We start from the raw sequence: 24,205 nt of genomic DNA, 5'->3' as shown, positions 1-24,205 counted from the left end.
CGGCTTGGCGGTTATCGATATGATCAAATCCTTTTTAGAAAAATTTTACCGCTTTTTTTGGCCAACGACAATATATGACCAAGTCGCCTGTAATAATAAAGACATCAAGCCGGATGGGGGTCCGGCTTGGTGCTTCCGCCACCGGGAGGGGTTAGTTAACCACGCAGGTTACGGGCGGAGAGCGGGGCTGGGGAGCATGGTTTCCTCAGCCCCGTTTTTTTTAATGGCTACTTAATTTTAGGAGTGCCTGGCGGGTGAAGGCGCGTTGGTACTTGGCCGCTAAACTTTGGGTCAGCTGGGTTTGGTTAGCCAACTGAGCCTGCGCTGCTTGGTCACCGGCCTGGGCCTTGGCCGCCAGTGCTTTCAGGTCGCTTTGGACGTGGGCGGTAACGTAGGCGGTCGCCTGGGTCTTTAAGGTGGCCTGGTTAGTAGGGTTAGCGGCTGCTTGTTTTAACCTGGTCGCTTGTTTGCTCGACAAGACCAACCAGGACTTGGGCACCGTGAAGTGGGCGACTTGCTGGGTGGTCGCGAGCTTGGTGCCGGGGATGGCAAAGAGGACCTTAGCGAGCTGATTTTGGTAGGTGTACTTGGTGGTCGTTAGGGTCAGGGTGGCGTGCTTAGCGTTAGTGGTGGTAACCGAACTGGCGACCCTGGTCGTTTTGGCCAGGCCCCGTTTGCCGGGGAGCGGGGACTTTTGGTCGCCGTTATATACGTAAACCCGCTCGTTGTTGGTGGTGCCCAGTGGCTGGTAGACCAGGAGCTGGACTCCCTGGGAGGTCGAGGTCGGTCGAATGGTTTGGCGGTTGTTGTTGGTGGTTTTAGTCAACCCCAGGTGGGTGCCCATGTTTAAGACCAATAAAAAGATGGACAGACCAAAGAAGAGGGCGCTGGTGATGGCCCCAGTGCGGTGGGGATGTAGGTTGGCGAAGAAAAAGAAGCTCCCGCCAAAGAGGACAATTAATAGTAAGATCAGCATCAAATTACCTCCGGGTTGGTTTGAGGGTCAGGGCCAAACAGAGGCCGGCAACGGAAAAGAGGGTCGCAAACAAGAAGGTGGCGCTGTAGCCGTTCAGGGTCGCTTCAAAGGCCCGGTTGGCGTACAAAAGCGGGGCGCTGCTCTTTAGGGCGTGGCCAGGTAGGTGGGCCTTAGTGACGTTGGACAGGATTGAAATCATCACCGCCGTGACCATCGACGAGGCAATTTGGCGGAAGGTGTTGTTGGCGGCCGTCCCGTGGCTAAACTCGCTGACCGGGATGGCGTTCATGGCGTTGGTGATCGTCGTCATCAAGACCAGGGAAATCCCAAACATCCGGACGGCGTACAAGAAGACGACCAGGATTTCCGGGGTCGTGGTGCTCAAGAAGATGAAGGGGAGGTTCCCCAGGGTTAAGATGGCAAAGCCGGTGATCGCTAGGTTGCGGATCCCGTACTGGTCAAAGAGGCGACCGGTGACCGGGGACATCAACCCGATCAAAAGGGCGCCCGGCAGCATCGTCAGCCCCGATTCAAAGGGGGAGTGGCCCATTAAGTCCTGCAAGTACAGGGGCAAGACCATTTCAACGCCGACCATTGAGAGGTTAACAAAGGACGACAGCAGGGTGCCGACGGTGAAGTCCTTATTTAAAAAGACCCGCAGATCCAAGAAGGGGCGCTCCATCGTCAGCTGGCGGTGGATGAAGAGGGCGATGAAGACCAGCCCCACGGCCAGGGCGATCAGGACCTTAGCGTCGCCCCAACCGTCGTTACCGGCGGTCGAAAAGCCGTAGAGTAGGCTCCCAAAGCCCAACGATGAGGTGATCGTCGACCAAAGATCGAGCTGGCTGGGTTTGCCGGGTAAGACGTCCTTCATGAAGAAGAGGGCGCCGAAGAGGACGAAGGCGATGATTGGTAACAGCATCCCAAACAGGATCCGCCAGCTGCCGTGATCCAGGATGTACCCAGCTAGGGTGGGGGAAACCGCCGGCGCTAGGCCGACCACGATGCCGGCCAGTCCCATCGCCTGGCCCCGCTGGTTAGCCGGGAAGATTTCCAACATCATGATTTGTAACAGGGGTAAGACGACCCCGACGGCTTGGATCAGCCGGCCGACTAAGAGGGCGGCAAAACTGTGGGCCTGAAAGGCGATCAGGGTGCCGCAAAAGAAGATCAGCATTGTGATTAAGTAGAGGCGCTTGGTCGGGACGTTATCGGCTAGCCACGCCGAGATTGGGATCATGATCCCGTTGACCAGCAAAAAGCCAGTCGACAGCCATTGGACGGTCGCAGTCGACACGTCAAAGACCCGCATAAAAGTCGGCAGGGCGGTGGCTAAAAAGGTTTGGTTTAAAACGGTCGCAAAGGAGCCGATCATCACCACGATGACCAACAGGATGCGGTTATAGGTTTTTCCGTGCACATCAACGGAACTTGAAGTCATATTCATTCTCCCTTTCCAACACAGTGTTGTGTTAATGACATGGCTGTATTATAGTGAGGGGAGCAAGCGGTGATCACAGCAAGAAACGACAATTTGTTTTAAAACCAACACAAAGTCGTTTTTATGTTGGAAACAAGGAGGAAAAGATGGCTGAAAAAGAAGAAAACCGCCGGGTCAAATACACCAAGCGGGTCATTAAAGAAGCCCTGATCGAGCTGATGGCCAATCGGCAGGTTGGCGAAATCTCGGTCAAAAAGCTGTGCGAGAAGGCCGACGTCAACCGGTCGACCTTTTACGCCCACTACGGCAACCCGATGGACGTGATGTGGGAACTAGAAGAAGAGGTCTTTACCGACCTGCAACAAAGCGTGGCTAACCACGGCCAGTGCCAAGACAAACGGGCCGCCCTGGAGTCGATCATGCAGGCGGTGCTGGAATACGTGCAAGAACGGCGCCAGACCTTTTTGGTACTGTTTGCCCAAGACAACCTGGGTGACTTTCAAGACCAGCTCTTCGTCTTGACCCAGGGCCAAAAGACCCACCCCAAGAACATGACCCAAGAACAGCGCGACTATCAACGCCGCTACGTCTTTTACGGTAACGTGGCCGTCATCAAGCGCTGGCTAGAAAAAGAGGACCGCGAGTCGGTCGAGGAGATGGCGAAACTGATTGCCAAGTGGATGTTGGGGTAGAGAATCGAACCGGATTTAACTTTGCTATACTGAAAGAAAACGGGGGAAAACGATGAGTAAACAGATTCAGGTGGTTGGGGCCGCCATTTTAAACGACCAAAATCAAATCTTGGCAACGCAGCGGGCCGACGCACGAGTTCTCGGTCAACAGTGGGAGTTTCCCGGCGGCAAAATCAAGGCTGGCGAAACACCCGAGCAAGCGCTGACCCGGGAGCTAGAGGAGGAGTTTTCGGTTCAAGCTCAAGTAGGCCCGGCAGTGGGGCCGACCTTTAAGCATGAGTATGACTTTGGGACCGTGAATCTAACGGTTTACTACGTGCGCTTAGCTAGCGAGGACTTACGGCTAATGGCGCACGGCAAGGTCGTTTGGTGTGAGCAGACCCAGTTAGGGAAGTTAGACTGGGCCGCCACGGATCGGCAAATCGCGGAATTGATCGGGCAAGAAGACTTGACCCAACTGTCTATTTAATGGGAGAAAAGAATGCATCAAGATGTTAATTACGATCACTTATTGGATGAGTTAGGGACACAGGGGAGCCTGGCTAAGGAGATGGGCGCCTCTCTTTTGCACGGCTACGTTGACCAAGATGGGGTCCAACCAATTGGTGACTTCGGGCCTAAGCTATTAACGAACCAGTTTGATAACCAGATCTGGGACCAGCTGCGTTCAGAATTAAACGACGCGACGGAGTACGCCTTTGCGGTGGCCTTCGTGACCGACGCAATGGTCTCCAACCTCAAGCCGCTCTTTAGAACCTTGGCGGCCCGGGGAGTCAAGGGGCGGCTCTTGACGTCGACTTACCTGCAATTTAACCAGCCGGACATGTTTGAAGAACTACTTAAAATCGACAACTTAGGGGTCCGGATTGCCACCGTCAAGGGTTTTCACCAGAAGGGTTACCTCTTTAAGCACCGCGACTACCAAACGGTGATCATCGGTAGTGCTAATTTAACCGCCAGCGCCCTGATGAAAAACCAAAACTACGAGTGGAGTTTAAAGGTCAGCTCCCTGAATAACGGTGAGATCACCCGTCAAATCGAGGAAAACTTTGAGGCCGAATGGAGGGACGCCAAGCCGCTGAGTGAGGACTGGCTGGACGGCTACCGCAAGGCTTACCAAGCGGACCACCAAGTTAACAGGGCGGTGCACGATTACGTGACGCCGTCGGATGAACCGGGAAAGGCGCAGCAGGTTAAGCCAAACCAAATGCAAACGGCGGCCCTAAATGAAATTGAGGCCCTGCGCCTGGCCGGCAAGGACCGCGGGCTGGTGGTGTCGGCGACTGGGACCGGGAAAACTTACCTGGGAGCCTTCGACGTTCGGGCGGCCAAGCCCAAGCGGATGCTGTTCTTGGCCCACCGGGAACAGATCTTGCAAAAGTCCTGCCAGAGTTTTCAAAATATCTTAGGTGGTGATCCAGCCAATTTTGGCCTCTACACTGGTGGGGCCAGAGACAAGAACGCCAAGTACCTATTTGCCAGCGTTCAAACCCTGTCACGGGAGGAACACCTGCACCGCTTCTCCCCCGATGACTTTGATTACATTTTGATTGACGAGGTTCATCACGCCGGGGCGGAGAGCTACCAAAGGATCATGGACTATTTCACCCCAAAGTTTTTCTTGGGAATGACCGCGACCCCGGAACGCAGCGACGACTTTAACATCTTTAATCTCTTTCACTATAACGTCGCCTATGAAATCCGTCTCCAACAAGCCTTAGAGTTGAACATGCTGGCGCCCTTTCATTACGTGGGGTTGACCGACTACGCCTTTGCTGATCAATACGAAGAAGAAGTTGATCAGTACCGGAACCGCAAGCAGGGGAGCAAACCGTCGCGTAAGCAAGAGCAACGGGCGGTGGAATTGTTGACCAGTAAGGAACGGGTTAACTACATCCTGGAACAGACCGATTACTACGGCTATTCCGGCCCGGTCTTGCACGGCCTGGTCTTTTGTTCGTCGGTGGCCGAAGCTGAAGCGTTGGCGAGGGCCTTTACGGCTGCCGGCCACCCAGCCAAGGCCCTGTCTGGTGCCGATAATGGTGACCGCCGTCGCCAGGTGGTGCACGAACTAGAAAACGGACTTATCGAATACATCATCACGGTTGACATCTTTAATGAGGGAATCGATATTCCCTGCGTCAACCAGGTCGTTTTCCTACGTAACACCCAGTCGGCGATCGTCTACGTTCAACAGCTAGGGCGGGGATTGCGCAAGTACCCGGGTAAGGAGTACGTCGAGGTCCTCGACTTCATTGGTAACTATAAAAATAACTACATGATCCCGATTGCTTTGACCGGGGATAATTCCTACTCCAAGGATCAGGCTCGCGATACCGTCGACATTGAACCAACCGTCGGCCTGTCGACGATCGCCTTTGACGAGGTGGCTAAGGAACGGATTTATGAGTCCTTAAGCAAGGTCAAACTAGACGGACTGGCTAACTTACGGGACGCCTACCAAAATATCAAGCGACGGGTGGGGCGAATCCCAATGCTCAGCGACTTTTTGAAGATGGATTCGGTCGATCCGCAGATCTTAGCGACGGTGGTCAAGCCCCGTAACTACAACCGTTTCTTGCTTAAGATGGGGGAGCCAGTTGAAGTAACTGACTACGAAGACCAGGCTTTGTCCCTTATCTCCGTTGAATTGTTAAACGGCAAGCGCCGCCACGAATTGATTTTGCTACGGTTATTACTACAACGTTCTGTGGTTAAGGAGGCAGATTACGTCAGGGAGCTCAAGGAGGCTGGCTGTTACGTCAACGAAGCCACCTTGAACTCGGTCCGGCAGGTGTTAAGCCTCCAGTACTACGCCGAAAGGGCCTACCCATCACGAGCTTCTTATGGGGGCGTTGCGCTGGTTAATTATGATTCAGACCAAAAAAACTACCAAATGGGGGAGCAGTTGGCCCAAGCCCTTACCAAGCGGGGCTGGTTTTACCAGCTGTGGTCTGATGCGATCGAAACGGGCCTACTGCGGGCCGAACGCTACCAGGCCAACGAACAATTTACGATTGGGGAACGCTACACTAGGCGGGATGCCGTGCGTCTGATTAACAACCCTTACGATATGAACGGCCAGCTTGTGTCGGGTTATCGCTTCACCAGTGAAGAAACGGGGTTAAAAGAGGCGATTATCTTCGTCACCTACAAGAAGGCCAAAAACATCCGCAAGGAGATCAATTACAATAACCGCTTCATCAATGACCACGTTCTCCATTACTACACTAAGAATTCCGACATTAAGTTAGATTCGGCCAACGTGGTGAAGTTCATGGGGGGCGAATACAAGCTGCGGCTGTTCGTCCAGAAGTCGGGTGCCATCGATGAAACCGAATTTTACTACCTCGGGACTTGCCGTTACCTCAACAACAGCGTCCAAAAAGAAAACCAAGATGGGGTGCCGCGGTTGGCAATGGACCTTCTGTTGGATCACCCCGTTGAACATAACCGCTACCACACCTTTATCGATTAGGAGGACCTATGGATTACCAAGAAATCACCACCATCCTGCGCGACTTTACCGCCCAAAAGGGATGGGGGAAGTACCATAATTTAAAGGACCTCGCCCTTTCGGTGAACCTCGAAGCCAGCGAGGTCTTAGAAGTCTTTCAGTGGAAGGACGAGCAAACGCCGTTGACCAACCAGGAACGCGACCACTTGAAAGAAGAAATCGCCGATACCTTGATCTACCTCTTTTACATGTGCGATGAAATGGGGCTCGACCCCTACCAAGCGATCGCCGAGAAGATGAAGGTTAACCAAACCCGGCACTGGAAGGAGGAAGACCAGTGAGCGTGACGGTGATTCCCCACTGGGGGGCCTGGTTAATCGGGCTCCTGGTCCTCTTGGGGTTGCTCTTATTGGACCTGGCCCACCACGGCCTGGTCGCCCGCTTTGACGACTGGGCCTTTGCTAAAATGCCCCACCAGCCCGACAACCGCTTTTGGAACCTGGTGGCCTGGGTCGGTGAACCCTGGGCGGTCGTGGTTTACGTCTTGATTTTGACCGTCGCCCTGTTGGTTATCCACGAAGAACAGGCCGCCGCCTGGGTTTTGTGGACGTTAGGGATCGGCAACGTGTTAGGGATCATCACTAAAAAGACCCTCAAGCGCGAACGCCCGGGGGCCCATTTGGAACATGATGATGGTTATTCCTTTCCCAGCGGTCACGTACTGGGGGGAACGAACCTGTACCTGATGGTCGTGGAACTATGGCCGATTTGGCCGGTGATCGTGATCGGGGGCGTGGCCTGGCTATTGGTAGCTAGCTCGCGGATCATCCTGCGGGCCCACCACGTCAGTGACGTTGCCGGCACCGTTCTCTTTGCCGGGGCCTGGTTTATCATCAGCACCCTGTTGTACCAACTAATTTTCTAACTAAAACGAGCGCCCGAGCAAACTTTCTCTTAGGCGCTCGTTTTGAATTTCTGGGTGTTATCCGGCCTGCCAATGGTTGGTCCGCACTTCCTTCACTTCCAATACAGCACCTGCACCGGTTCCGGGCATGGTACCCCGGTTTGGTTGGTGGCTAGGTGCCCGGTAGCCGGATCGCGGCGCATCAGGGTTAAATCGTTGGTGTTTTGGTTGGCAACGATCATAAACTTCTGGTCGTGGCTCAAGGAGAAGTCGCGCGGGAAGTCGCCGGCCGTGGCCACCGACTGGATGTGCTTGACCCGGCCGTCAGGTTGGACCTCAAAAACGGCGATCGTGTTTTCACCGCGGTTAGAAACGTAGACGAAGCGGCCACTGTGGCAAACGTGAATGGCGGCGGCCCCGTTGTGGGCGGTCCAGTCGGCCGGGATGGTCGAAACGGTTTGGATTGACGATAGTTCACCGTTCTCTTGATCGTAGGCGAGGACCTCCAGCTTGGAGGACAATTCGCCGACCAGGTACATGAAGCGCCCGTCACGCCCGAAGGTTAGGTGGCGGTCCCCAAATCCCGGTTGATCCTGGTGGGTGGTGACGGTCGACATGTGGTAGTTGGCCGAAAAGAGCAGTTGGCGTTCTTCATCGATGGCCAAGTAAGCGGTCGTGGTCCCCGGGGCACTGACCGAACTGAGCCGGGTAAAGTAGCCCCCCTCCTCTTTAAAGGAGGTAATGGCGGCGTGGTCTTGGTCCAGCTTTTCGATCGTGTACAAGATCCCGTTGTTAGCAAAGGTCATAAAAATCGGTTTTTGAATTGGTATTTCCAGGCGGGTGGGTGACAGCCGGCCCGCGCTGGTATCTAGGGTTACCGAGTAGATGCCCTGGCTGGTGTGGTGGGTGTAGGTCCCAATCAAGTAGTGTTCGAGCATGATAACCAGTACCTCCTGAAAGCGTTTCTCTTATCATACCACCATCTAGCAAATTTTTTGATTAACTTATCAGATGAAAAAGGATAGTAAGGGAAAGTCAAATGGACAACTGGGCGCCTCCCTTGTCAGCACCCGGTCACTAATAGTAGACTGAAGGGAATACAAAACGAGGTGAAATCATGGACGCACGCTTAATTCAGTTCCACATTACCCCCAAACTAGAGGGGCAAACCCAAGAGGAGCTTCGGCAAAACCCCTCTGGCTTTAACATGGAATTCATTGCTAAAGAGAAGTACATTTCCGAAAACCTGCAGGGGGTCCCGCAGTTCCGCCGCGAGTACCGCCACTCTTTAAACCGCGTTATTGACCAGTTTAACGAGTACTACCAGTGGCACACCGAGAAGGCCGCCAAGATGAAGCACTACGGCGATAGTTTTGGTCGCTTAGAAGACCTATCAGACGCTACTAAGTACCTGGCTAGCCTGCTCAAGAGTGAGTTCTTAGTGCCTAACGAACTGGAGTTAATTGACATCCAGATCGTCGGCCAGTTCTCGGTTTACGAGTCCGGTAGCGACACCGACTTAAAGAAGCAGGCCGATCAGATCCGGGAAGCATCGATCCGCGAGATGCAAAAGAAGATGGCGGCCCGCCAACCGGCCCCCAACCAACCCGGTCAACCGGGGCGACCGGTAGCGATGCACTTCCCAAACCGGGAACCACGGGCTTAGTTTGCGAAAAGATTACAGTTTATTAACGGTTTTCCATAAAATAACTATTAATCAATCAGATCCGCTAATATATAAAACGGGAACGGTGAACGTTGCCGTTTTTTTGTTGCCAAAGTTTAGAAGAGAGATTGAGAGTAACGATGAGAAAACTACGCCGGGTCTGCTTCCACCTCTTGTTGGTGGTCGTCACCTTTACCACCGTGCTGGCCACTAGTGCCGGCGCTGTCGCCAACGCCAGCAGCACCGTCGACGCCCGGGCGGCGATCACGATTGACGCCGAAACGGGTCAGGTGCTCTACGAAAAGAACGCCACCAAGCGCTACCCGATCGCTTCGGTGATTAAAATCCGGACCCTAGCGGTGATCGAACAAGACATCGAACAGGGTAAGCTCAAGTGGGACCAAAAGATTAAGATCTCAAAGGAGGTCGCTAAGGTCGCCAACGACTGGCGCTTCTCCAACGTCCAGTTAAACGAGGGGGAGTCCTACACCGTTAAGTCCTTGGTGGAATCAATGATGATTGTTTCGGCCGACGGGTCGGCGGAAGCCCTCGCCCTTGCCTCGGCGGGGTCCACGGCCGCCTTCAACCAGAAGATGCAGGCGGTCGCTAAAGAGGCCGGGGTGACCGACGCCAAGATCTACAACATGATTGGTCTCGCTAATGGCGACCTCGGCGAGATGCGGTTGAAAAACGTCTCCAAGAAGGCGGAAAACCAGCTGTCGGCCAAAGACGTTGCCAAGATTGCCCGTTACCTAGTGGAGAAGTACCCAAGCGTCTTGGAAATCACCAAGCAAAAGTTCGTCAACTTCCAAGTGTCCGACAGCCAGCAGTACGAAATGGTCAACATCAACTCGATGCTGCCTCAAAACGCCGCCGCATCGACCCATGGTGAGGTGGACGGTTTAAAGACCGGGATGACCGATTCGTCGGGCTACTGCTTCGTGGGGACCGGGACCTTTAACGGCCGCCGCTTGATCACAGTGGTTTTGAAGGTGCCGGGGGAATACAACAACCAGTTTAAGGTCACCGACGCAATGATCGGCCAGGTCCTCGACAAGTACCAGTACCTGACCGTTAACAAGCTCAGCGACTTCAAGAAGGGCGTTCAATCAGTCACCGTCGCCCACGCCGAAAAGAAGGGCCCCAAGACGGTTGGCTTAACCCTCAAGAAGGCCACCACCCTGTGGTTAGCCAAGAACACCAGCCTCAAGAAGGCCGACGTCGAGTTAATCTTGGATAAAAACAAGCGGACGATCGGCGGCCACAAGCTGCGCGCCCCCGTGAAGAAGGGCGAAAAAGTCGGCGTCCTGCGGGTACACGTGAAGGGGGCCCCGGACGTGGACTTGCCGGTGTACGCGACGAAGACGGTTCACAAGAATAAGGGTTGGTTTTAAAGAAGTGCGACCCAATCTATCAAACAGGCCGTGGGCTAAGGATGAGACCACAGGTTAGCGCGGAACGCGGTGTTCTGTGGTCAGACTTAACCACTAGGCCTGTGATTGGGAGCACGTTATGGGGGAAGTGCGACTAACCTTCTCGACGAGCTGTATGGCTAAGTTAGGGCAAATGGCTGGTGCGCCAGCACCGTTCTTTGCCCGTACTTAGACACTAGGCTCGTGGTTAGGAGCACGTTATGGGAAGTGCGACCCAGCCTGCTAATTTCTAGATAATAAAATCCCGCCTCAGGTCAGAATTGACCTAGGGCGGGATTTTTGCTTTGGGTTGAGTTGGCTCGCACTTAATCCTTCGCGTCCTTCATGACCTTGGCGGTGGCCTTGGCCAGGTTTTCAATCAGGGTTTCGCCGTCTTGCATCGTACTGGAGCCATCGGTATAAACGGCGATCGTGTAGTCGGTGCCGTTCTTCAGGGTAACGTGGCCGATCGAGTTGACGATCCACTGGTCGCTACCGTAATCGAGCCAGCCGTTTTTAAGCTGGTAAGAAGCGGCGCCGGCCGAGGTCCCCCAGGACTGGTCTTCTTCAACGTTATCCATCAAAGAGTAAATTTGCTGGCGCTCGTCGGCGGACAAAAGGTCAGACTTGTAAAAGATGTTGTTGAGTAACTTAACCTGGTCGGCGGCCGTGGTGGTGGTTAACCCCCACTCACTACGTACCTTGGTGTGGGTCATACCGATTTCATCATAGACTTTTTGCAGACCCTCCTTGCTACCAATGTAATTTTCAAAGAGGGTCGAAGTGGCGTCGTTATCGGAGTTCTCAATCATTGCCTGGGCCAGGTTGTTTTCGGTGTCGTTTAACTGGCCGTTATTGTCGAGCAAGAGGGCGGTCAGTACCCCAACCTTGACCGTGGAAGCGGTGTGGAACTGGTGACCGTGGCTCGCCCTAGTCAGGCGGTAAGTTTGTCCGGTCGTGGGGGAATAGATGGCGATTGACACGTTTTGGTCGGTACCGTTTAACTGCTTTTGCCATGCTTGTTGGAGGCGATCGCCAAGGCGGTCACCAAGTAATTGTTTTTTCACTGTTGTAAGGGCGTTTCCTGATTGACCGTTATCGTTGGAGCCGTTACCGTTGACCATGGCGATAATCATCACCACCGCCGCCAGAATAAAGAGAAAACTAAAGAGGCGGGGGTAAAAGCGATGACTCCTGTGTCGTGGTCGCACCTCAGAGCGGCTCTGCCGTTGCGGACGTTGTGTCATGGCGTTAATTCTTCTTTCTTAAACGAATCTCAAAACTCAATCATACACATAAAGTACGAAGGAAGTTAGAAGAAAAACTTGGGGGAATGTAAAAAGGAGCGTGGCAGGATTCTGGTCTCCCTACCACGCTCCCTTTTAAATGTTGAAAATCTGGAACGTCTCAGATAGTATAGCACATTTGCCCAAAAATGCGGCGGCGATTTTCGAAAAAGGGACGAAAAATGACGGCTGCCTAGTGGAGGGTAAGATTAATAAACGATGAGAATTCCAGCCGGAAATAATCGTTTTTAAAAGTGACTATTCATCGTTTTGGAAGGGTTAGTTCATCTTTTCTTTAATATTGTCATTAAAGACTTAAAGATTATTCGGAAAGGGGTATAATTGCCCCAATTCTAAATTAGGGGATGGATTAATCCAATGGACGAAGAAAATTCAACGAAGAAGATCAAGACGGCCAGCCTGGTCCTGATGATCTTTTCGTCAATTTTTGGTTTTAGTAACTCATTGACGGCCTACTACCAGATGGGCTACGCAAGTATGATCTGGTATATCGTGACCGCCATCTTATTCTTCCTCCCGTCGGCGATAATGTTTGCCGAATACGGGGCCTCGTTTAAGGCTGCTCGTGGGGGGATTTTTTCTTGGATGCGGGGCTCCGTCGGTGAGAAACCGGCCTTTATCGGGACCTTTATTTGGCTGTCGGCCTGGGTGGTCTGGCTGGTTTCGTCCACCCAGTACTTCCTCGTGTCGATTTCAACGATGTTGTTTGGAAGCGACAAGACCCAGACCTGGCACCTCTTGGGCCTCGATTCGAACCAAACGCTGGGGATCATGGAAATTGCCTTCTTGGCGATCGTCACCTACCTGTCCAGTCGTGGGATTGACAAGATCGCCAAGGTCGCCTCGGTCTGCGGGGTCTTCACCCTGGGGATTGCCGCAGTCTTTATCCTGGCTTCACTAGCCATCTGGGTCATGGATCACGGCGCCACAGCCGAACCGGTCACGGCGGTCAACTTTATCAAGTCACCCAACAGCGCCTTTATATCGCCAATTGCCATTATTTCCTTCATTGTCTACGCCCTCTTTGCTTACGGTGGTCTAGAAACGATGGCCGGGGTGATCGACTCGGTTGACAAACCGGAACGGACCTTCCCGCGCGCTTTGATCATCGGGATGGTGATTATGACCTTGCTGTACGTTCTCGCCATCTTCATGTGTGGGGTGACCACCAACTGGCACGAGGTATTGGGCAAGAAAAGCGTTGACCTGGCCAACGTTGAATACGTTTTGATCAATAACATGGGGCTCGTAGCCGGTAGCCACCTGGGCTTAAGCCACGCCGCTTCGGTGACGCTCGGGCGGGTCTTCTCGCAAATTACCGCCCTGTCCGACGTCTTCGGCGGGCTCGGGGCCGCCTTTGTCATGACCTACTCGCCCATCAAGTCCTTTGTCGAGGGGTGTGACCCGCGGCTCTTGCCGGACAAGTTAACGAGCTTAAACAAGGCGGGGATGCCGGCCTTTGCCATGTGGATGCAAATGATCGTCGTTTCGGTGATCGTCTTCTTCATTACCTTTGGGGGGAGCACGGCGGCGACCTTCTACACGATTTTGACCGATATGATGAACGTTTCCTCTTCGGCACCGTACCTGTTTTTGATCGGGGCGTTCCCGTTCTTCAAGATGAAAAAGGACCTCGACCGCCCCTTTGTCTTTTACAAGAGCATGACCACCACCTGGGTGGTTACCACGATCGTTTGGTTAGTTATCGCCGTGGGGATCGTCTTCACCTGCGTCGAACCGCTACTGGAAGGCGACTGGGTAACGGCCTTTTGGACCGCCTTTGGACCGGTCTTTTTCGGCATCGTGGCCTGGATCTTCTATAGTCGCGCTGAACGAAAACATGTCTTAGATTAAAATTAAAGCTCCCCTTTTTGAGCGGGAACTTTTTATTTTTCGATAGATTAGTTATAATAAGATAAGTAGATAGAAAGGGGGGCGAGCGATGGCTGATTGGAAACGGATCCGGAAACGATTACGCGAAAACTTAATGGATTTATTACAAATCTTTGCTTCCGAAGATGACTACGTTCGCAACGGACGGAAGCGACGGCACACAAAGTATGGGGACGTTGACTGTAATAATAATCTGATAAGCGATGATCAGGAAAAATGATGAATCAACTCGGCCGGGCTTTCGATCCGGGGGTTGTCATCCCAGATCGGTTCGTCGATGAAGACATCGGCAATTTCCCAGTAGGCTTCTAATAGCGCCATTCCGGTGTGCGATAAGAGGAGCTGACCGTCTCTGAAGCGAACTAGCAACCACTTGCGGGCCCACTGGTCCAAGAGGGTTGCCTCCAGCAGGGGCGGAATTGAAAGGGCGCACAGTAAGTGTTCTTGTGCGACTAAGTAGATGCCGCTAGCTTGACTAACCTTTTCAACAAAGGCGAGGGCGACAAAATCGTGATAGCTTAACTGGTGGCCATTGGTCCGGTTTGACAGGGCGCCTGCGATCGCTTTTAACAAGTACTTTTTGCCCGGAAAAGCGCGCAGGTCAAAGTCAATTAAGCCGTTCACCGGGTGGGCGTTCGGGTGGTATGATAAACGTAAATCGAAAACGACCCCCTCTTTTAAAACAGTGAAGTACAAACTTTCACTCCCCTTCGACTGGTGAGCAGCCAAGAGGGTAAAACCCTTGGGAAGGCCATTTTCGACTTGCCGTTGAACAGTGGTTTGCCACGAAGTAACGGATGGTTGTTGTGACATGGCGACCTCCTTATGGTGTAGTGGTTGTTCACTGTAAGTTTAACAAGCTTTTTTGAATGGGGGAAGTAGAATGGACTACCGTCAGTACCGCTACCGTGATGATCACTTTGCAATCAAAAAGGCACCGACCAACGTCGACCTGGGTCTGTCAACCGACGAGCTGAAAAAGCGGGTACGGGAGTGTACTAAGCAGTTAAGCGATCTACAAAAGATCTTGTACGCCCAGCGGACCTACGGGGTGATTATTGTTTTGCAAGCGATGGACGCGGCCGGTAAGGATAGCATGATCGCCCACGTCTTCTCCGGGGTCAACCCGGTCGGCGTCAAGGTGGCCAACTTCAAGCAACCCAACTCGACGGAAATCCTGCACGACTACCTGTGGCGCATCAACCAGCAGCTACCGGAGCGGGGACAAATCGGGATCTTCAACCGTTCCTATTACGAGGACGTTTTGATCGCCCGGGTCCACCCCGAAATCCTGGTGAGCGAACACCTGCCCAACATCGAAAAGGTTAAAGACATTAAGGAAAGTTTCTACGCGGACCGTTACCAAGACTTACGTGATTACGAAGCCTACCTGACCCGCAACGGGTTTAAAATTCTAAAGTTCTTCTTGCACGTTTCCAAAGAAGAGCAGGGCGCCCGCTTTGCCGCCCGGATCGAAATTCCGGATAAGAACTGGAAGTTTTCGGCCGCCGACATTCGGGAGCGCCAGTACTGGGATGCCTACCAGGACGCCTACGAAAAGGCGATCCAGGCCACGGCCACTAAGGACAGCCCCTGGTACGTGATCCCGTCAGATGACAAGTGGTCATCGCGCTACATCGTTGCCAATGCGCTAGTGGACCAGATTTCACACCTGCCGCTAGCCTACCCGCTGGTAACCAAGGATAAGAAAAAAGAACTCAAAGACGCACTGAAGGAACTAAAAAAAGAATAGTTACCCAAGTTTTTTATGAAATTGGGGGAGGTTTGTATGCTACTAAAACAACTCGACTACTTCATTAAGGTCGTTGAATACCGATCATTTACTAAGGCAGCCGCAGCGGCTTACATCTCACAGTCTGCGATCTCACAGCAGATCCAAGCATTGGAAAATTCCCTGGGGGTCCAACTCTTGGAACGCCACAACCGTTCCTTTTCTTTGACGTCGGCGGGAGAATACCTGTACCGCCACGCCCCGGACTTACTGGAATCGGCGGCTCAATTAGAAGCGGCGACGACCATCGTTGGCCAGCGTCAGATTTCGCACCTGACGGTCGGTTACTTACGTGAATACGCCGGGATCGACATCGCCCGTGCCGTGAGCACCTTTAACCAACACTTTCCTAAGATTCAGATCAACCTCCGCCAGGGTAACCACGAGGAGTTGTACGACCTCTTAAACGACGAAAAGGTTGACCTGATCTTTTCCGACCAACGCCGGGCCCTGTCCGATGAGTACATTAACCGCAAGTTAGTCACCACCAACCTGATGATCCTCTTCTCTAGCCACCACCCGCTGGCCAGCAAAAAGTCGGTCGGCAGAGCGGATCTAACTGATCAGGCCTGCATTTTGATCGCGCCGGAGAGCCAGCAAAAGGAAGAGGCTAATTACTACCGTCAAACGCTGGGGATCAAGAGCGACTTCGTCTTCGCCCAAACGCTAGAGGGGGCCTACACGATGGTGGCCGCCAACCGGGGCTACATGATTACTGATCAGCTCGGGGTGGTTAGCTCAAGAAACCTAAACTTACCGATGATCAAGTCACTGCCGCTCCACGGGGCGGGGGGGACCTTGGTGCACCGTGATTACTACCTCTTTTGGCAAGAGGAACGGACCACGCCGGCCACCGAGGAGTTTGCCAAGACCCTGGAACGTGAAATCGCCAAATTAGAGGACTAAATCAATATATTGTAGGGGTTGGCTTCCGTTGGAAGAGGGAGTGCGACTCAACCATTTGGCAGGCCGTGGGCTAAGGCCTAGACACAGGTTAGCGCGCCAGCGGTGTTCTGTGGCTGGACTTAGCCCACGGCCTGTGATTGGGGAGCACGTTATCTGTGAAATCGTCTAAGATTATGCAGGAATCAACAATTGCGCAAATCTAAACATTTGTCCTGTCTAACATTGAGGAACTAAAAAGGACTCCCGCATCGTTCAAATTGAACGGTGCGGGGGTCCTTTTAGTAATTGATAAAGATTTGGTAATCACGGTTAACTTGGCCGGCGTACTGAACGGCCCAATCAGCCAGGGTATCGTCGACTGGTTTTTGGTGGTGCAAGTAGCCCGCGATCATTGGGGCGGTCGGGCTTTGGAAGTGGGCAATCGCCAACAAGAAGGCGCAGGTGGCCGTGTAAATACCAAAGGACTCCAGGTCGAGCTTGGCGACGTCGATCGACTCCTTCATGTCGCGGAACTGGCGAAAGTAATAGGAGCGGTGGCCAAAGTGGGAGGCCCCGAGGAAGGGATCGGAGGCCGACTGGAGGGTCTTTTGGGCGGTGACGATCCGACGGCCGGCCGAGCGTTCCTGGGCCAGCCGCAGGTCACGGTCGGAGCTCAAGCTGGTTAGGCTAGCCCGCAGCGGCAGGGCCTCTTTGATCTGTAAGACCAGGTGGCTACCGTCGTTGCCGGATAACAGCATCAGGTAACAGTGGGTGCCAAAGGAGCCGACCCCCACGGCGTAGCGGATCACGTCGTCCACGGTAAAGTTGGTCAGGTAAACGCGGACGTCCTCGCGGGTGTTTTTCAAGTAGCGGTGGTAGCCCCGGATCAGTTGGTCCTTGATGGCTTGGGGAACACGCTTGGCTCGTGGCGCTTGTTCGATAAAGTAGCGGCGCCCCTCTTCATCCGCGGTCGTCAGCTTGGCGATGACCTGTTCGGAGTTTTTCTGGGGACTCTTCTTGAGAATCTTTTCCAAGATGGTGCTGATCTTGTGGGGTTGATCGTCGCTGATCCGGTCGATCGTCGCCATCATGTCATGGATCTCGTAGGAGAAGTAGAAGCGCTCCGGCAAGGTCAGGGCGTTGGCGTATTTGACCCCGTGGCGGTAGGTCCTGGTTACGTTGGTGAGGATCGGCAAGAGGTCGCGTTCCGAAAAGCCGTTGGACTGACCAGCCAGGTAGGTGGAAACCAAGAGGCGTTTGAGGTCGTCTTCCCAGTTACCAATCCGGGCTTCGTCAAAATCATTCAGGCCAAACAAGAGCTTACGTTCCGGCGAGGCGTAAAAGCCGTAGTTGTTGACGTGGGCGTCGCCGGAAATGATCACTTGGATGCCGCTGTGGCTCTGTTCGGCTAGGTCGTGTTCCATCAGCTCGGCGGTGCCACGAAAGAATGTAAAGGGCGAGACGCCCATTCGCTGGTGGCGCAGCGCCAAGAGGTCGGGGAGCATCTGCGATTCGGTCGCCGCAATCAGGTCCAAGGGGTTGCGATCGACCGGCACGTAGGCGGCCAGTTCGCGGCTCGGAACGGCCTGCTGGCGCGCCACCCCCAGGTCAAAGAGGGCCTGCTTGGAGAGGTGGGGGCTGAGCTGGTTTTGGTTGAAGAGATCGGTAACGAGCATGGGCAAACCTCTTTAGTATGGCTTGATTGGCCACAGGGTCCCGGTGGCCTTGGTGGGGTTAGTGAAGGCGACTTGGCCGTGGGCTTGGTCGGCAAAGTAGCGCAAAGTGGCAACCTTGTAACCATCGTTGACGAAGATTTCGACCAGCGAGTGGTCAACAAAGATGTCGAGCTTTAATTCTTGGTGGCCCGGGACGGTTAGGGTCCGGGTGGTGCCGTGGTCTTCTGCCACCGGCTGGCCGGCCTTGGCGCGGTCAATTACCAGTTGGCCGGCGGTGGTGTCAAAGTTCAGGAAGACGCCGTGCTCTAGGCTCTGGTCGCCAGCTAGGGTCAGGGTCCCGGCCTGGTTTGGTTCGATCGTCACCTGGAGTTCGAACTGCTGGCCGGCGTCTTCTTTGATCACGGTTGGCTGACCGGTGAAGATGGTGGCGTGGTGGGTGTGGCGCAGGTCGGCCATTGCTTCCACCGGGGTTTGGTAGAGGTGGCCGTCGCGGTAATGAAGCTCCTTAACCTGGCTCATCACGTTGGCCCAGTTGTGGTCATCGGTTGGGTAGGTGGTGTCGGGCAGGCCCACCCAAGAAACGGCGTAGGCAGTGCCATCCGGGGCGTTGAAGGCTTGGGTGGCGTAAACGTCAAAGCCCTCATCCAGGTTGGTGAGCGTTTCGTCCGGGTTAACCAGGCGCGGCGCCGTTAGGTCAAAGTCTTGACCGGTCAGGTACATGTTGGGGTAAATGTTTTGGTAGGGCGCCGTTTGGTGATCCAGCCCCTGCGGACAAAAGATCATGACAGCCCGACCGTCGACGTCGACGTAGTTGGGGCACTCCACCATGTAACCTAGGTCTGATTGCCCCAGGTCAACTTCACCGACTTCGTGCCAGCCGCTTTCCAGTTGGTCGCTTTCCCACAGGTCGACGACGCCGGTCTTATCCGCGGTCCGTTGGGCGCCTAAGAGCGCGTAGTAATGGCCGTCTTTAACTAGGAGCTGGGGGTCGCGGAGTTCGGTAAAGTGGGGCGGGTTAACGAAGAGCTCGTGGTCCAGCTTGGTGACCTGGCCATCCTTGTCCATCCAAGCTCCCACCTGGTAAGAGATCCGGTTCCAGTCGGCGTCGCGGTGGTTACCGGTATACATTAAGAAGAGCCGGTCACCGAAGGCCTTGGCCGAACCGGAGTAGGCCCCGTGGCTGTCGAACTTGGTGTCCGGGGCGACGGCTAAGCCGAGGTTGCGCCAGTGGACCAGGTCCTCAGAAACGGTGTGCATCCAGGATTTGATCCCGTGGGTGGCGCCAAACGGGAAGGATTGGTAAAAGAGGTGCCACTGGCCGTTAAAATAGGAAAAGCCGTTCGGGTCGTTTAAAAGCCCCAAACTGGGGTGCAAGTGGTAGCGTACCTGCACCGGGTCGGTGGCGGCTTGGCTTTGCAATTCTAAGAGTTGCTGGGCGGTGTAGTGATCGTAGGATTGGTAACGTTGTTGACGGGTCCATTCCATGGTTAAAGGCTCCTTTTGTAAAATTACCCCTATTTTAGGGCCCTTGCGCAACCGCTGTCAATTGATTGGCATAAAGGAAGTGTGTACCAACCATTGGCAGGCCGTGGGCTAAGGATAGACCACAGGTTAGCGCGGAACGCGGTGTTCTGTGGTCAGACTTAGCCACTAGGCCTGCGGTTGGGGAGCACGTTATCTTTAGAAGTGTGTACCAATCTATCAAACGGGCCGTACTTAGGCACTAGGCCCGTGGTCGGGGAGCACGTTATCTTTGGAAGTGTGTACCAACCTATTAAACAGGCTGTATGACTAAGCTAGGGCAAAAGGTTGTCGCCCTAGCGGCGTTCTTTGCCCGTACTTAGGCACCAGGCCTGTGGTTGGGGAGCACATTATCTGTGGAATAGCAAACCACCTTCTTGATAAGTAGTATCTGGGTGGGTTCGCACTTCTCCTAATCCTGCACTATAATAAACATAATTAAACTAAAAGGAGTGGTAACTGTGTCAGAACAAATTCCTGAACAAATGCGGGCCTGGGCGGTAAAAGTCCCCGCCCCGATTGAAAGTGATCCCTGTCCCCTGCAATTGGTTAAAAAACCGGTGCCGACCCCGGCGCCCGGCGAGGTTTTGGTTAAGGTTTTGGCCTGTGGGGTCTGCCACACTGACTTACACGTGACGGAAGGCGACCTCCCCGTCCACCAACCGGAAGTCACCCCGGGCCACGAAATCGTCGGCCGGGTGGTCGCTAGTGGAGCTAGCACCCAGCGTTTCACCATTGGTGACCGGATCGGGATTCCCTGGTTCCGCCACGCCTGTGGGGTCTGCCGTTATTGTCGCAGTGGACACGAAAATCTGTGTCCCCACTCGCTGTACACCGGCTGGGATCACGACGGGGGCTACGCCGAGTACGTAACGGTACCGGAGGGCTTTGCCTACCGGATTCCCGCCCGCTTTAAGGACGTGGAAGCGGCGCCCCTACTATGCGCCGGGATCATTGGTTACCGGGCGCTCTTGCGGGCTAACGTACCGGCGGGGGGCCGTTTGGGACTGTATGGCTTTGGTGGCTCCGCACACCTGGCGGCTCAGTTAGCGATTAAGCAGGGGATCGAGGTGCACGTCTTTACCCGGGGCAAGGACGCTCAAAAGTTTGCCCTGGAGTTGGGCTGTGCCTCAGCGCAAGGGGCCTATGACCGAGCACCGGTCCCGCTTGATTCGGCCATTATGTTTTCGCCGGCGGGGGCCATGGTGCCTAACGCCTTGGCTAACCTGGCCCCCAACGGGACGCTGACCTTAGCCGGAATCCACTTGAGTGACGTCCCCAGCTTAAATTACCAGGACCACCTCTTTCACGAAAAAACGGTCACTAGCGTCGAATCTAACACCCGCCGCGATGGTGAGGAGTTCTTGACCCTGGCGGATCGGTTGGGGATCACGCCAACGGTCACGGCGGTACCATTTAACCAGGCTGACCAGGCTCTGAAACGGGTTAGCAGAGGAAATATTGACGGCGCTTACGTGCTTGAAATGCCGTCATAACGGGCTTGTGATCAAATCACATTTGGTAGCGATTTCAAAAAATATGTCAAACGGTTGACAATTTAAAATAGTCATGTATGATGGATAAGGTAGAAAAAGCGCTTACAAAGCGTTCGCATTATCAAATACTTGCAGATGGAGGAACGATTATGGATCACAAGCAAGTCGCTACCGATGTCATCAAGGCCATCGGGGCAGATAATATTGTTGCGGCGGCCCATTGTGCCACTCGGTTGAGATTAGTCCTTAAAGACGATGAGGCCATCGATCAAAAGGCCCTCGACAACAACGACGGCGTCAAGGGGACCTTCAAGACTAACGGCCAGTACCAGGTCATCATCGGACCTGGGGACGTTAACAACGTTTATGACGAGCTGATCAAGCAGACTGGGCTCAAGGAAGTTTCGACCGAAGACTTGAAGCAAATCGCGGCCAAGAACCAAAAGTTCAACCCCGTGATGGCCTTCATTAAGTTGCTGTCGGACATCTTCGTGCCAATCATTCCGGCCCTGGTTGCCGGAGGTCTGTTGATGGCCTTAGATAACGTTTTAGTTTCCCAAGGTCTGTTCGGGCCAAAGTCGGTCGTCCAAATGTTCCCGGCCATCAAGGGGCTGGAAGGAATGGTCAACGTTATGTCGGCCGCTCCGTACGTCTTCTTGCCGATTCTAGTGGGGGTTTCCGGGGCTAAGCGCTTCGGGGCCAACCAATTCTTGGGGGCCGTAGTCGGGATGATGATGACGGCGCCGGCCTTGGCAGAGGGGGGTGCATGGCACCTCTTCGGTTTTACCGTTAACATCCAATCTTACACTGGGCAAGTGATCCCGGCCTTAGCCGCCGTTTGGATCCTGTCAATCTTTGAAAAGTGGTTCCACAAGAAGTTACCATCCGCGGTTGACTTCACCTTTACGCCACTGCTGTCAGTCATCTTAACGGGGTTCATCACCTTTATCGTGGTTGGACCAGTTATGAAGGAACTATCAGACTTAATCACTAACGGGATCGTTTGGCTTTACTCGACCCTCGGCTTTGTCGGGACCGGGATCTTCGGGGCCATCTACTCGCCAATCGTTTTGACGGGGCTCCACCAATCCTTCCCAGCCATCGAAACTCAGCTGGTGACCGCCTACAAGAGCGGGACTGGTTACGGGGACTTTATCTTCGTCGTTGCTTCCATGGCTAACGTTGCCCAGGGGGCTGCCACGACCGCCGTTTACTTCTTAACCAAGAACGAAAAGATGAAGGGGCTTTCTAGTTCCGCCGCCGTTTCCGCCTTACTGGGGATTACGGAACCAGCCCTCTTCGGGGTTAACTTGAAGCTCAAGTTCCCATTCTTCTGTGCCTTGATCGGGTCTGCGACCGCCGCTACTCTAGCCGGTCTCTTCCACGTCATCGCCGTTTCGATGGGGTCGGCCGGGTTCATTGGGTTCTTATCCATCGGAGCCAAGTCAATTCCGTTCTACCTGCTGTGTGAACTCGTTTCCTTCGTGGTGGCCTTCACCATCACCTTCCTTTACGGGAAGACGCACAATCACTTGGTAAACCCGGTTGTTGAAGCAGCCGACGCTGATGCAGTTGATGCTACGACCCAAGCAAACGAAGCCGTAGCAACTGTTGCTAGTGCTAACCAACCAAGTGGTGAAGCCGCTAAGACCGAAACGCTGGGCGCACCCGTAAGTGGGACCGCTGAAGATTTGAGTCAAGTTAACGACGAGGTCTTCTCCCAAAAGATGATGGGGGACGGGGCCGCCATCGTTCCAAGTGACGGGACGATTGTCGCACCGGCCGACGGTGAGATCACGGTGGCCTACGCCACGAAGCACGCCTACGGTTTAACCAGTACGGACGGTGCCGAGATCTTGATTCACATCGGTTTGGACACCGTTAACTTAAAGGGTGACCACTTCACTTCCAACGTAGCGCAGGGTCAAAAAGTCAAGAAGGGTGACGTTTTGGGCACCGTTGACCTTGATGCCGTTAAGGCAGCCGGCTACGACACCACGACCATGATTGTAATTACCAACACCGCTAACTACAGTGCCGTTAAACAGCTCGCTGACGGGACGGTTCAGGCCGGAGATGACCTGATCGCCGTCGTTGGTAAAAACTAAACATCTCAACATCTCTCTTCTAAACAAGGGCGTCGCAAAACCATGCGGCGCCTTTGTTGTATCTTGACTATTCCAAAGATAACGTGGCTAAGTCTGACCGGAGAACGATGCGTACCGCATCAATCCCCGGTCTATCCTTAACCCACGGCCTGCCAATGGCTGGTTCGCACTTCCCTTATTGTGTTAAAATATACCCTAATACTAATTTTGGAGGAAAAAGATGAGCCAATATCCGCAACTGAACTTGGCCGACGTCAAGGCCGTTCAAGCAACCATTAAGACTAACCAAGGGGACATCAAGCTACAACTGTTCCCCGACCAAGCACCCAAGACGGTGAAGAACTTCGTTGAGTTGGCCAAGCAGGGCTACTACAAAGGCGTAATTTTCCACCGGGTGATTCCGGACTTCATGATCCAAGGGGGCGACCCGACCGGGACCGGGGCCGGTGGTGAATCAATCTACGGCCAAGCCTTTGAAGACGAATTCTCCGAGGAACTCTTTAACTTCAAGGGGGCCCTTTCGATGGCCAACGCTGGTCCTAACACCAACGGGAGCCAATTCTTCATCGTGACCAACGAAAACGTGCCGGCTGACATGGTGGGCCAAATGAAGGCCGCCGGCTACCCGGACGAAGTAATCGCCCGCTACCAAGAGGGGGGGACGCCGTGGTTGGACTTCCACCACACCGTCTTTGGCCAGGTGATCGAGGGCATGGACGTGGCCCAAAAGATTTCCCAGGTTAAGCGCGACTTCCGCGACCGCCCAGAAGAAGACGTCGTGATTGAAGACGTTGAAATCGCTGAATAATTAACTGACGGGCGCCCCTCTGTGGTCGCCCGTTTTTGATTGGAGGAGACATGGACTATCAAGAAGCACTGGCCAGCTTGGAGCGGGGGGTACTATCCCCTGTCAAGTTGACACTTATAAAAACGAAAACACAATTTTTCTTATCCAACCAAATCGTGGTAATATTCCGCT

Annotated in this window: 20 protein-coding genes; 13 read left to right on the top strand and 7 right to left on the bottom strand. The window is 53.9% G+C overall.

The window, feature by feature from the left end; all coding sequences use genetic code 11:
- Window positions 1-220: 220 nt before the first annotated feature.
- Window positions 221-976: a DUF4811 domain-containing protein gene (locus FG166_RS08530; protein ID WP_003681404.1), complete on the bottom strand. Its 756-nt coding sequence runs from the start codon at window positions 974-976 to the stop codon at window positions 221-223.
- A 4-nt stretch (window positions 977-980) separates the two neighbouring features.
- Entirely contained in the window at window positions 981-2,423 is a 1,443-nt protein-coding gene (locus tag FG166_RS08525; protein WP_003681406.1) for an MDR family MFS transporter, read from the bottom strand.
- A gap of 140 nt (window positions 2,424-2,563) precedes the next feature.
- Here FG166_RS08525 and FG166_RS08520 point away from each other — a divergent pair, with 140 nt between their 5' ends.
- From FG166_RS08520 to FG166_RS08500, 5 genes are read left to right on the top strand one after another with little or no spacing between them, the layout of a single operon-like run.
- The gene (locus FG166_RS08520) at window positions 2,564-3,109 is read left to right on the top strand and encodes a TetR/AcrR family transcriptional regulator (protein ID WP_003681409.1); all 546 of its coding nucleotides are present in this window, start codon (window positions 2,564-2,566) and stop codon (window positions 3,107-3,109) included.
- Between the two features lie 52 nt (window positions 3,110-3,161).
- On the top strand, window positions 3,162-3,578 hold the full coding sequence (locus FG166_RS08515) for a (deoxy)nucleoside triphosphate pyrophosphohydrolase (protein ID WP_003681411.1): 417 nt from the start codon (window positions 3,162-3,164) through the stop codon (window positions 3,576-3,578).
- A 12-nt stretch (window positions 3,579-3,590) separates the two neighbouring features.
- Entirely contained in the window at window positions 3,591-6,587 is a 2,997-nt protein-coding gene (locus FG166_RS08510) for a DUF3427 domain-containing protein (protein WP_137876782.1), read from the top strand.
- Between the two features lie 8 nt (window positions 6,588-6,595).
- The gene (locus FG166_RS08505; protein ID WP_003681416.1) at window positions 6,596-6,907 is read left to right on the top strand and encodes a nucleotide pyrophosphohydrolase; all 312 of its coding nucleotides are present in this window, start codon (window positions 6,596-6,598) and stop codon (window positions 6,905-6,907) included.
- Window positions 6,904-7,491 (top strand): phosphatase PAP2 family protein, encoded by a 588-nt coding sequence (locus FG166_RS08500; RefSeq protein ID WP_003681418.1) that lies wholly within the window; start codon window positions 6,904-6,906, stop codon window positions 7,489-7,491. The genes FG166_RS08505 and FG166_RS08500 overlap by 4 nt, the downstream gene beginning before the upstream one ends.
- Before the next feature lie 92 nt (window positions 7,492-7,583).
- Here the strand turns inward: FG166_RS08500 and FG166_RS08495 are convergent, their stop codons facing one another.
- Complete coding sequence (locus tag FG166_RS08495; protein WP_003681420.1) at window positions 7,584-8,408, bottom strand: lactonase family protein; 825 nt, start codon at window positions 8,406-8,408, stop codon at window positions 7,584-7,586.
- Between the two features lie 179 nt (window positions 8,409-8,587).
- Here FG166_RS08495 and FG166_RS08490 point away from each other — a divergent pair, with 179 nt between their 5' ends.
- Together FG166_RS08490 and FG166_RS08485 are read left to right on the top strand one after the other, a co-directional pair.
- A complete protein-coding gene (locus FG166_RS08490) occupies window positions 8,588-9,136 on the top strand; it encodes a hypothetical protein (RefSeq protein WP_003681422.1) in 549 nt (182 codons plus the stop codon).
- A 140-nt stretch (window positions 9,137-9,276) separates the two neighbouring features.
- The gene (locus FG166_RS08485; RefSeq protein ID WP_003681424.1) at window positions 9,277-10,530 is read left to right on the top strand and encodes a D-alanyl-D-alanine carboxypeptidase family protein; all 1,254 of its coding nucleotides are present in this window, start codon (window positions 9,277-9,279) and stop codon (window positions 10,528-10,530) included.
- A gap of 344 nt (window positions 10,531-10,874) precedes the next feature.
- Here the strand turns inward: FG166_RS08485 and FG166_RS08480 are convergent, their stop codons facing one another.
- Window positions 10,875-11,795, bottom strand: coding sequence for a serine hydrolase (locus tag FG166_RS08480; protein ID WP_012391644.1), 921 nt, complete (start codon window positions 11,793-11,795; stop codon window positions 10,875-10,877).
- 417 nt (window positions 11,796-12,212) lie between these two features.
- On the opposite strand from FG166_RS08480, the gene yjeM reads away from it, so the two are divergent.
- The gene (yjeM, locus tag FG166_RS08475) at window positions 12,213-13,709 is read left to right on the top strand and encodes a glutamate/gamma-aminobutyrate family transporter YjeM (protein ID WP_003681429.1); all 1,497 of its coding nucleotides are present in this window, start codon (window positions 12,213-12,215) and stop codon (window positions 13,707-13,709) included.
- Window positions 13,710-13,955: 246 nt separating this feature from the next.
- On the opposite strand, the gene FG166_RS08470 is transcribed toward yjeM, so the two are convergent.
- Complete coding sequence (locus tag FG166_RS08470) at window positions 13,956-14,561, bottom strand: hypothetical protein (protein ID WP_003681434.1); 606 nt, start codon at window positions 14,559-14,561, stop codon at window positions 13,956-13,958.
- A 70-nt stretch (window positions 14,562-14,631) separates the two neighbouring features.
- Here FG166_RS08470 and FG166_RS08465 point away from each other — a divergent pair, with 70 nt between their 5' ends.
- Window positions 14,632-15,501: a PPK2 family polyphosphate kinase gene (locus tag FG166_RS08465; RefSeq protein ID WP_003681437.1), complete on the top strand. Its 870-nt coding sequence runs from the start codon at window positions 14,632-14,634 to the stop codon at window positions 15,499-15,501.
- A 36-nt stretch (window positions 15,502-15,537) separates the two neighbouring features.
- Window positions 15,538-16,446, top strand: a complete 909-nt coding sequence (locus FG166_RS08460) for a LysR family transcriptional regulator (RefSeq protein WP_004562894.1) — start codon at window positions 15,538-15,540, stop codon at window positions 16,444-16,446.
- 278 nt (window positions 16,447-16,724) lie between these two features.
- Here the strand turns inward: FG166_RS08460 and FG166_RS08455 are convergent, their stop codons facing one another.
- Together FG166_RS08455 and FG166_RS08450 are read right to left on the bottom strand one after the other, a co-directional pair.
- Entirely contained in the window at window positions 16,725-18,101 is a 1,377-nt protein-coding gene (locus tag FG166_RS08455; protein ID WP_003681440.1) for a DUF2252 domain-containing protein, read from the bottom strand.
- Window positions 18,102-18,113: 12 nt separating this feature from the next.
- Window positions 18,114-19,586 carry a sucrose-6-phosphate hydrolase gene (locus FG166_RS08450; RefSeq protein WP_003681441.1) on the bottom strand — a complete coding sequence of 491 codons (1,473 nt, stop codon included), beginning with the start codon at window positions 19,584-19,586 and terminating at the stop codon, window positions 18,114-18,116.
- Between the two features lie 521 nt (window positions 19,587-20,107).
- Between FG166_RS08450 and FG166_RS08445 the strand changes: the two genes are divergently transcribed.
- The 3 genes from FG166_RS08445 (at window position 20,108) to FG166_RS08435 (ending at window position 24,034) form a co-directional block, all read left to right on the top strand.
- Window positions 20,108-21,118 carry a zinc-dependent alcohol dehydrogenase family protein gene (locus FG166_RS08445; RefSeq protein WP_003681442.1) on the top strand — a complete coding sequence of 337 codons (1,011 nt, stop codon included), beginning with the start codon at window positions 20,108-20,110 and terminating at the stop codon, window positions 21,116-21,118.
- Window positions 21,119-21,267: 149 nt separating this feature from the next.
- Window positions 21,268-23,226: a sucrose-specific PTS transporter subunit IIBC gene (locus FG166_RS08440; protein WP_012391637.1), complete on the top strand. Its 1,959-nt coding sequence runs from the start codon at window positions 21,268-21,270 to the stop codon at window positions 23,224-23,226.
- A 220-nt stretch (window positions 23,227-23,446) separates the two neighbouring features.
- Window positions 23,447-24,034 (top strand): peptidylprolyl isomerase, encoded by a 588-nt coding sequence (locus FG166_RS08435; RefSeq protein WP_003681444.1) that lies wholly within the window; start codon window positions 23,447-23,449, stop codon window positions 24,032-24,034.
- Window positions 24,035-24,205: the final 171 nt, after the last annotated feature.

Source organism: Limosilactobacillus fermentum (genome assembly GCF_013394085.1).
Taxonomy (GTDB): Bacteria; Bacillota; Bacilli; order Lactobacillales; family Lactobacillaceae; genus Limosilactobacillus; species Limosilactobacillus fermentum.
The sequence above is the reverse complement of the archived record's forward strand: the minus strand, read 5'-3'. Positions and strand labels throughout refer to the sequence as shown.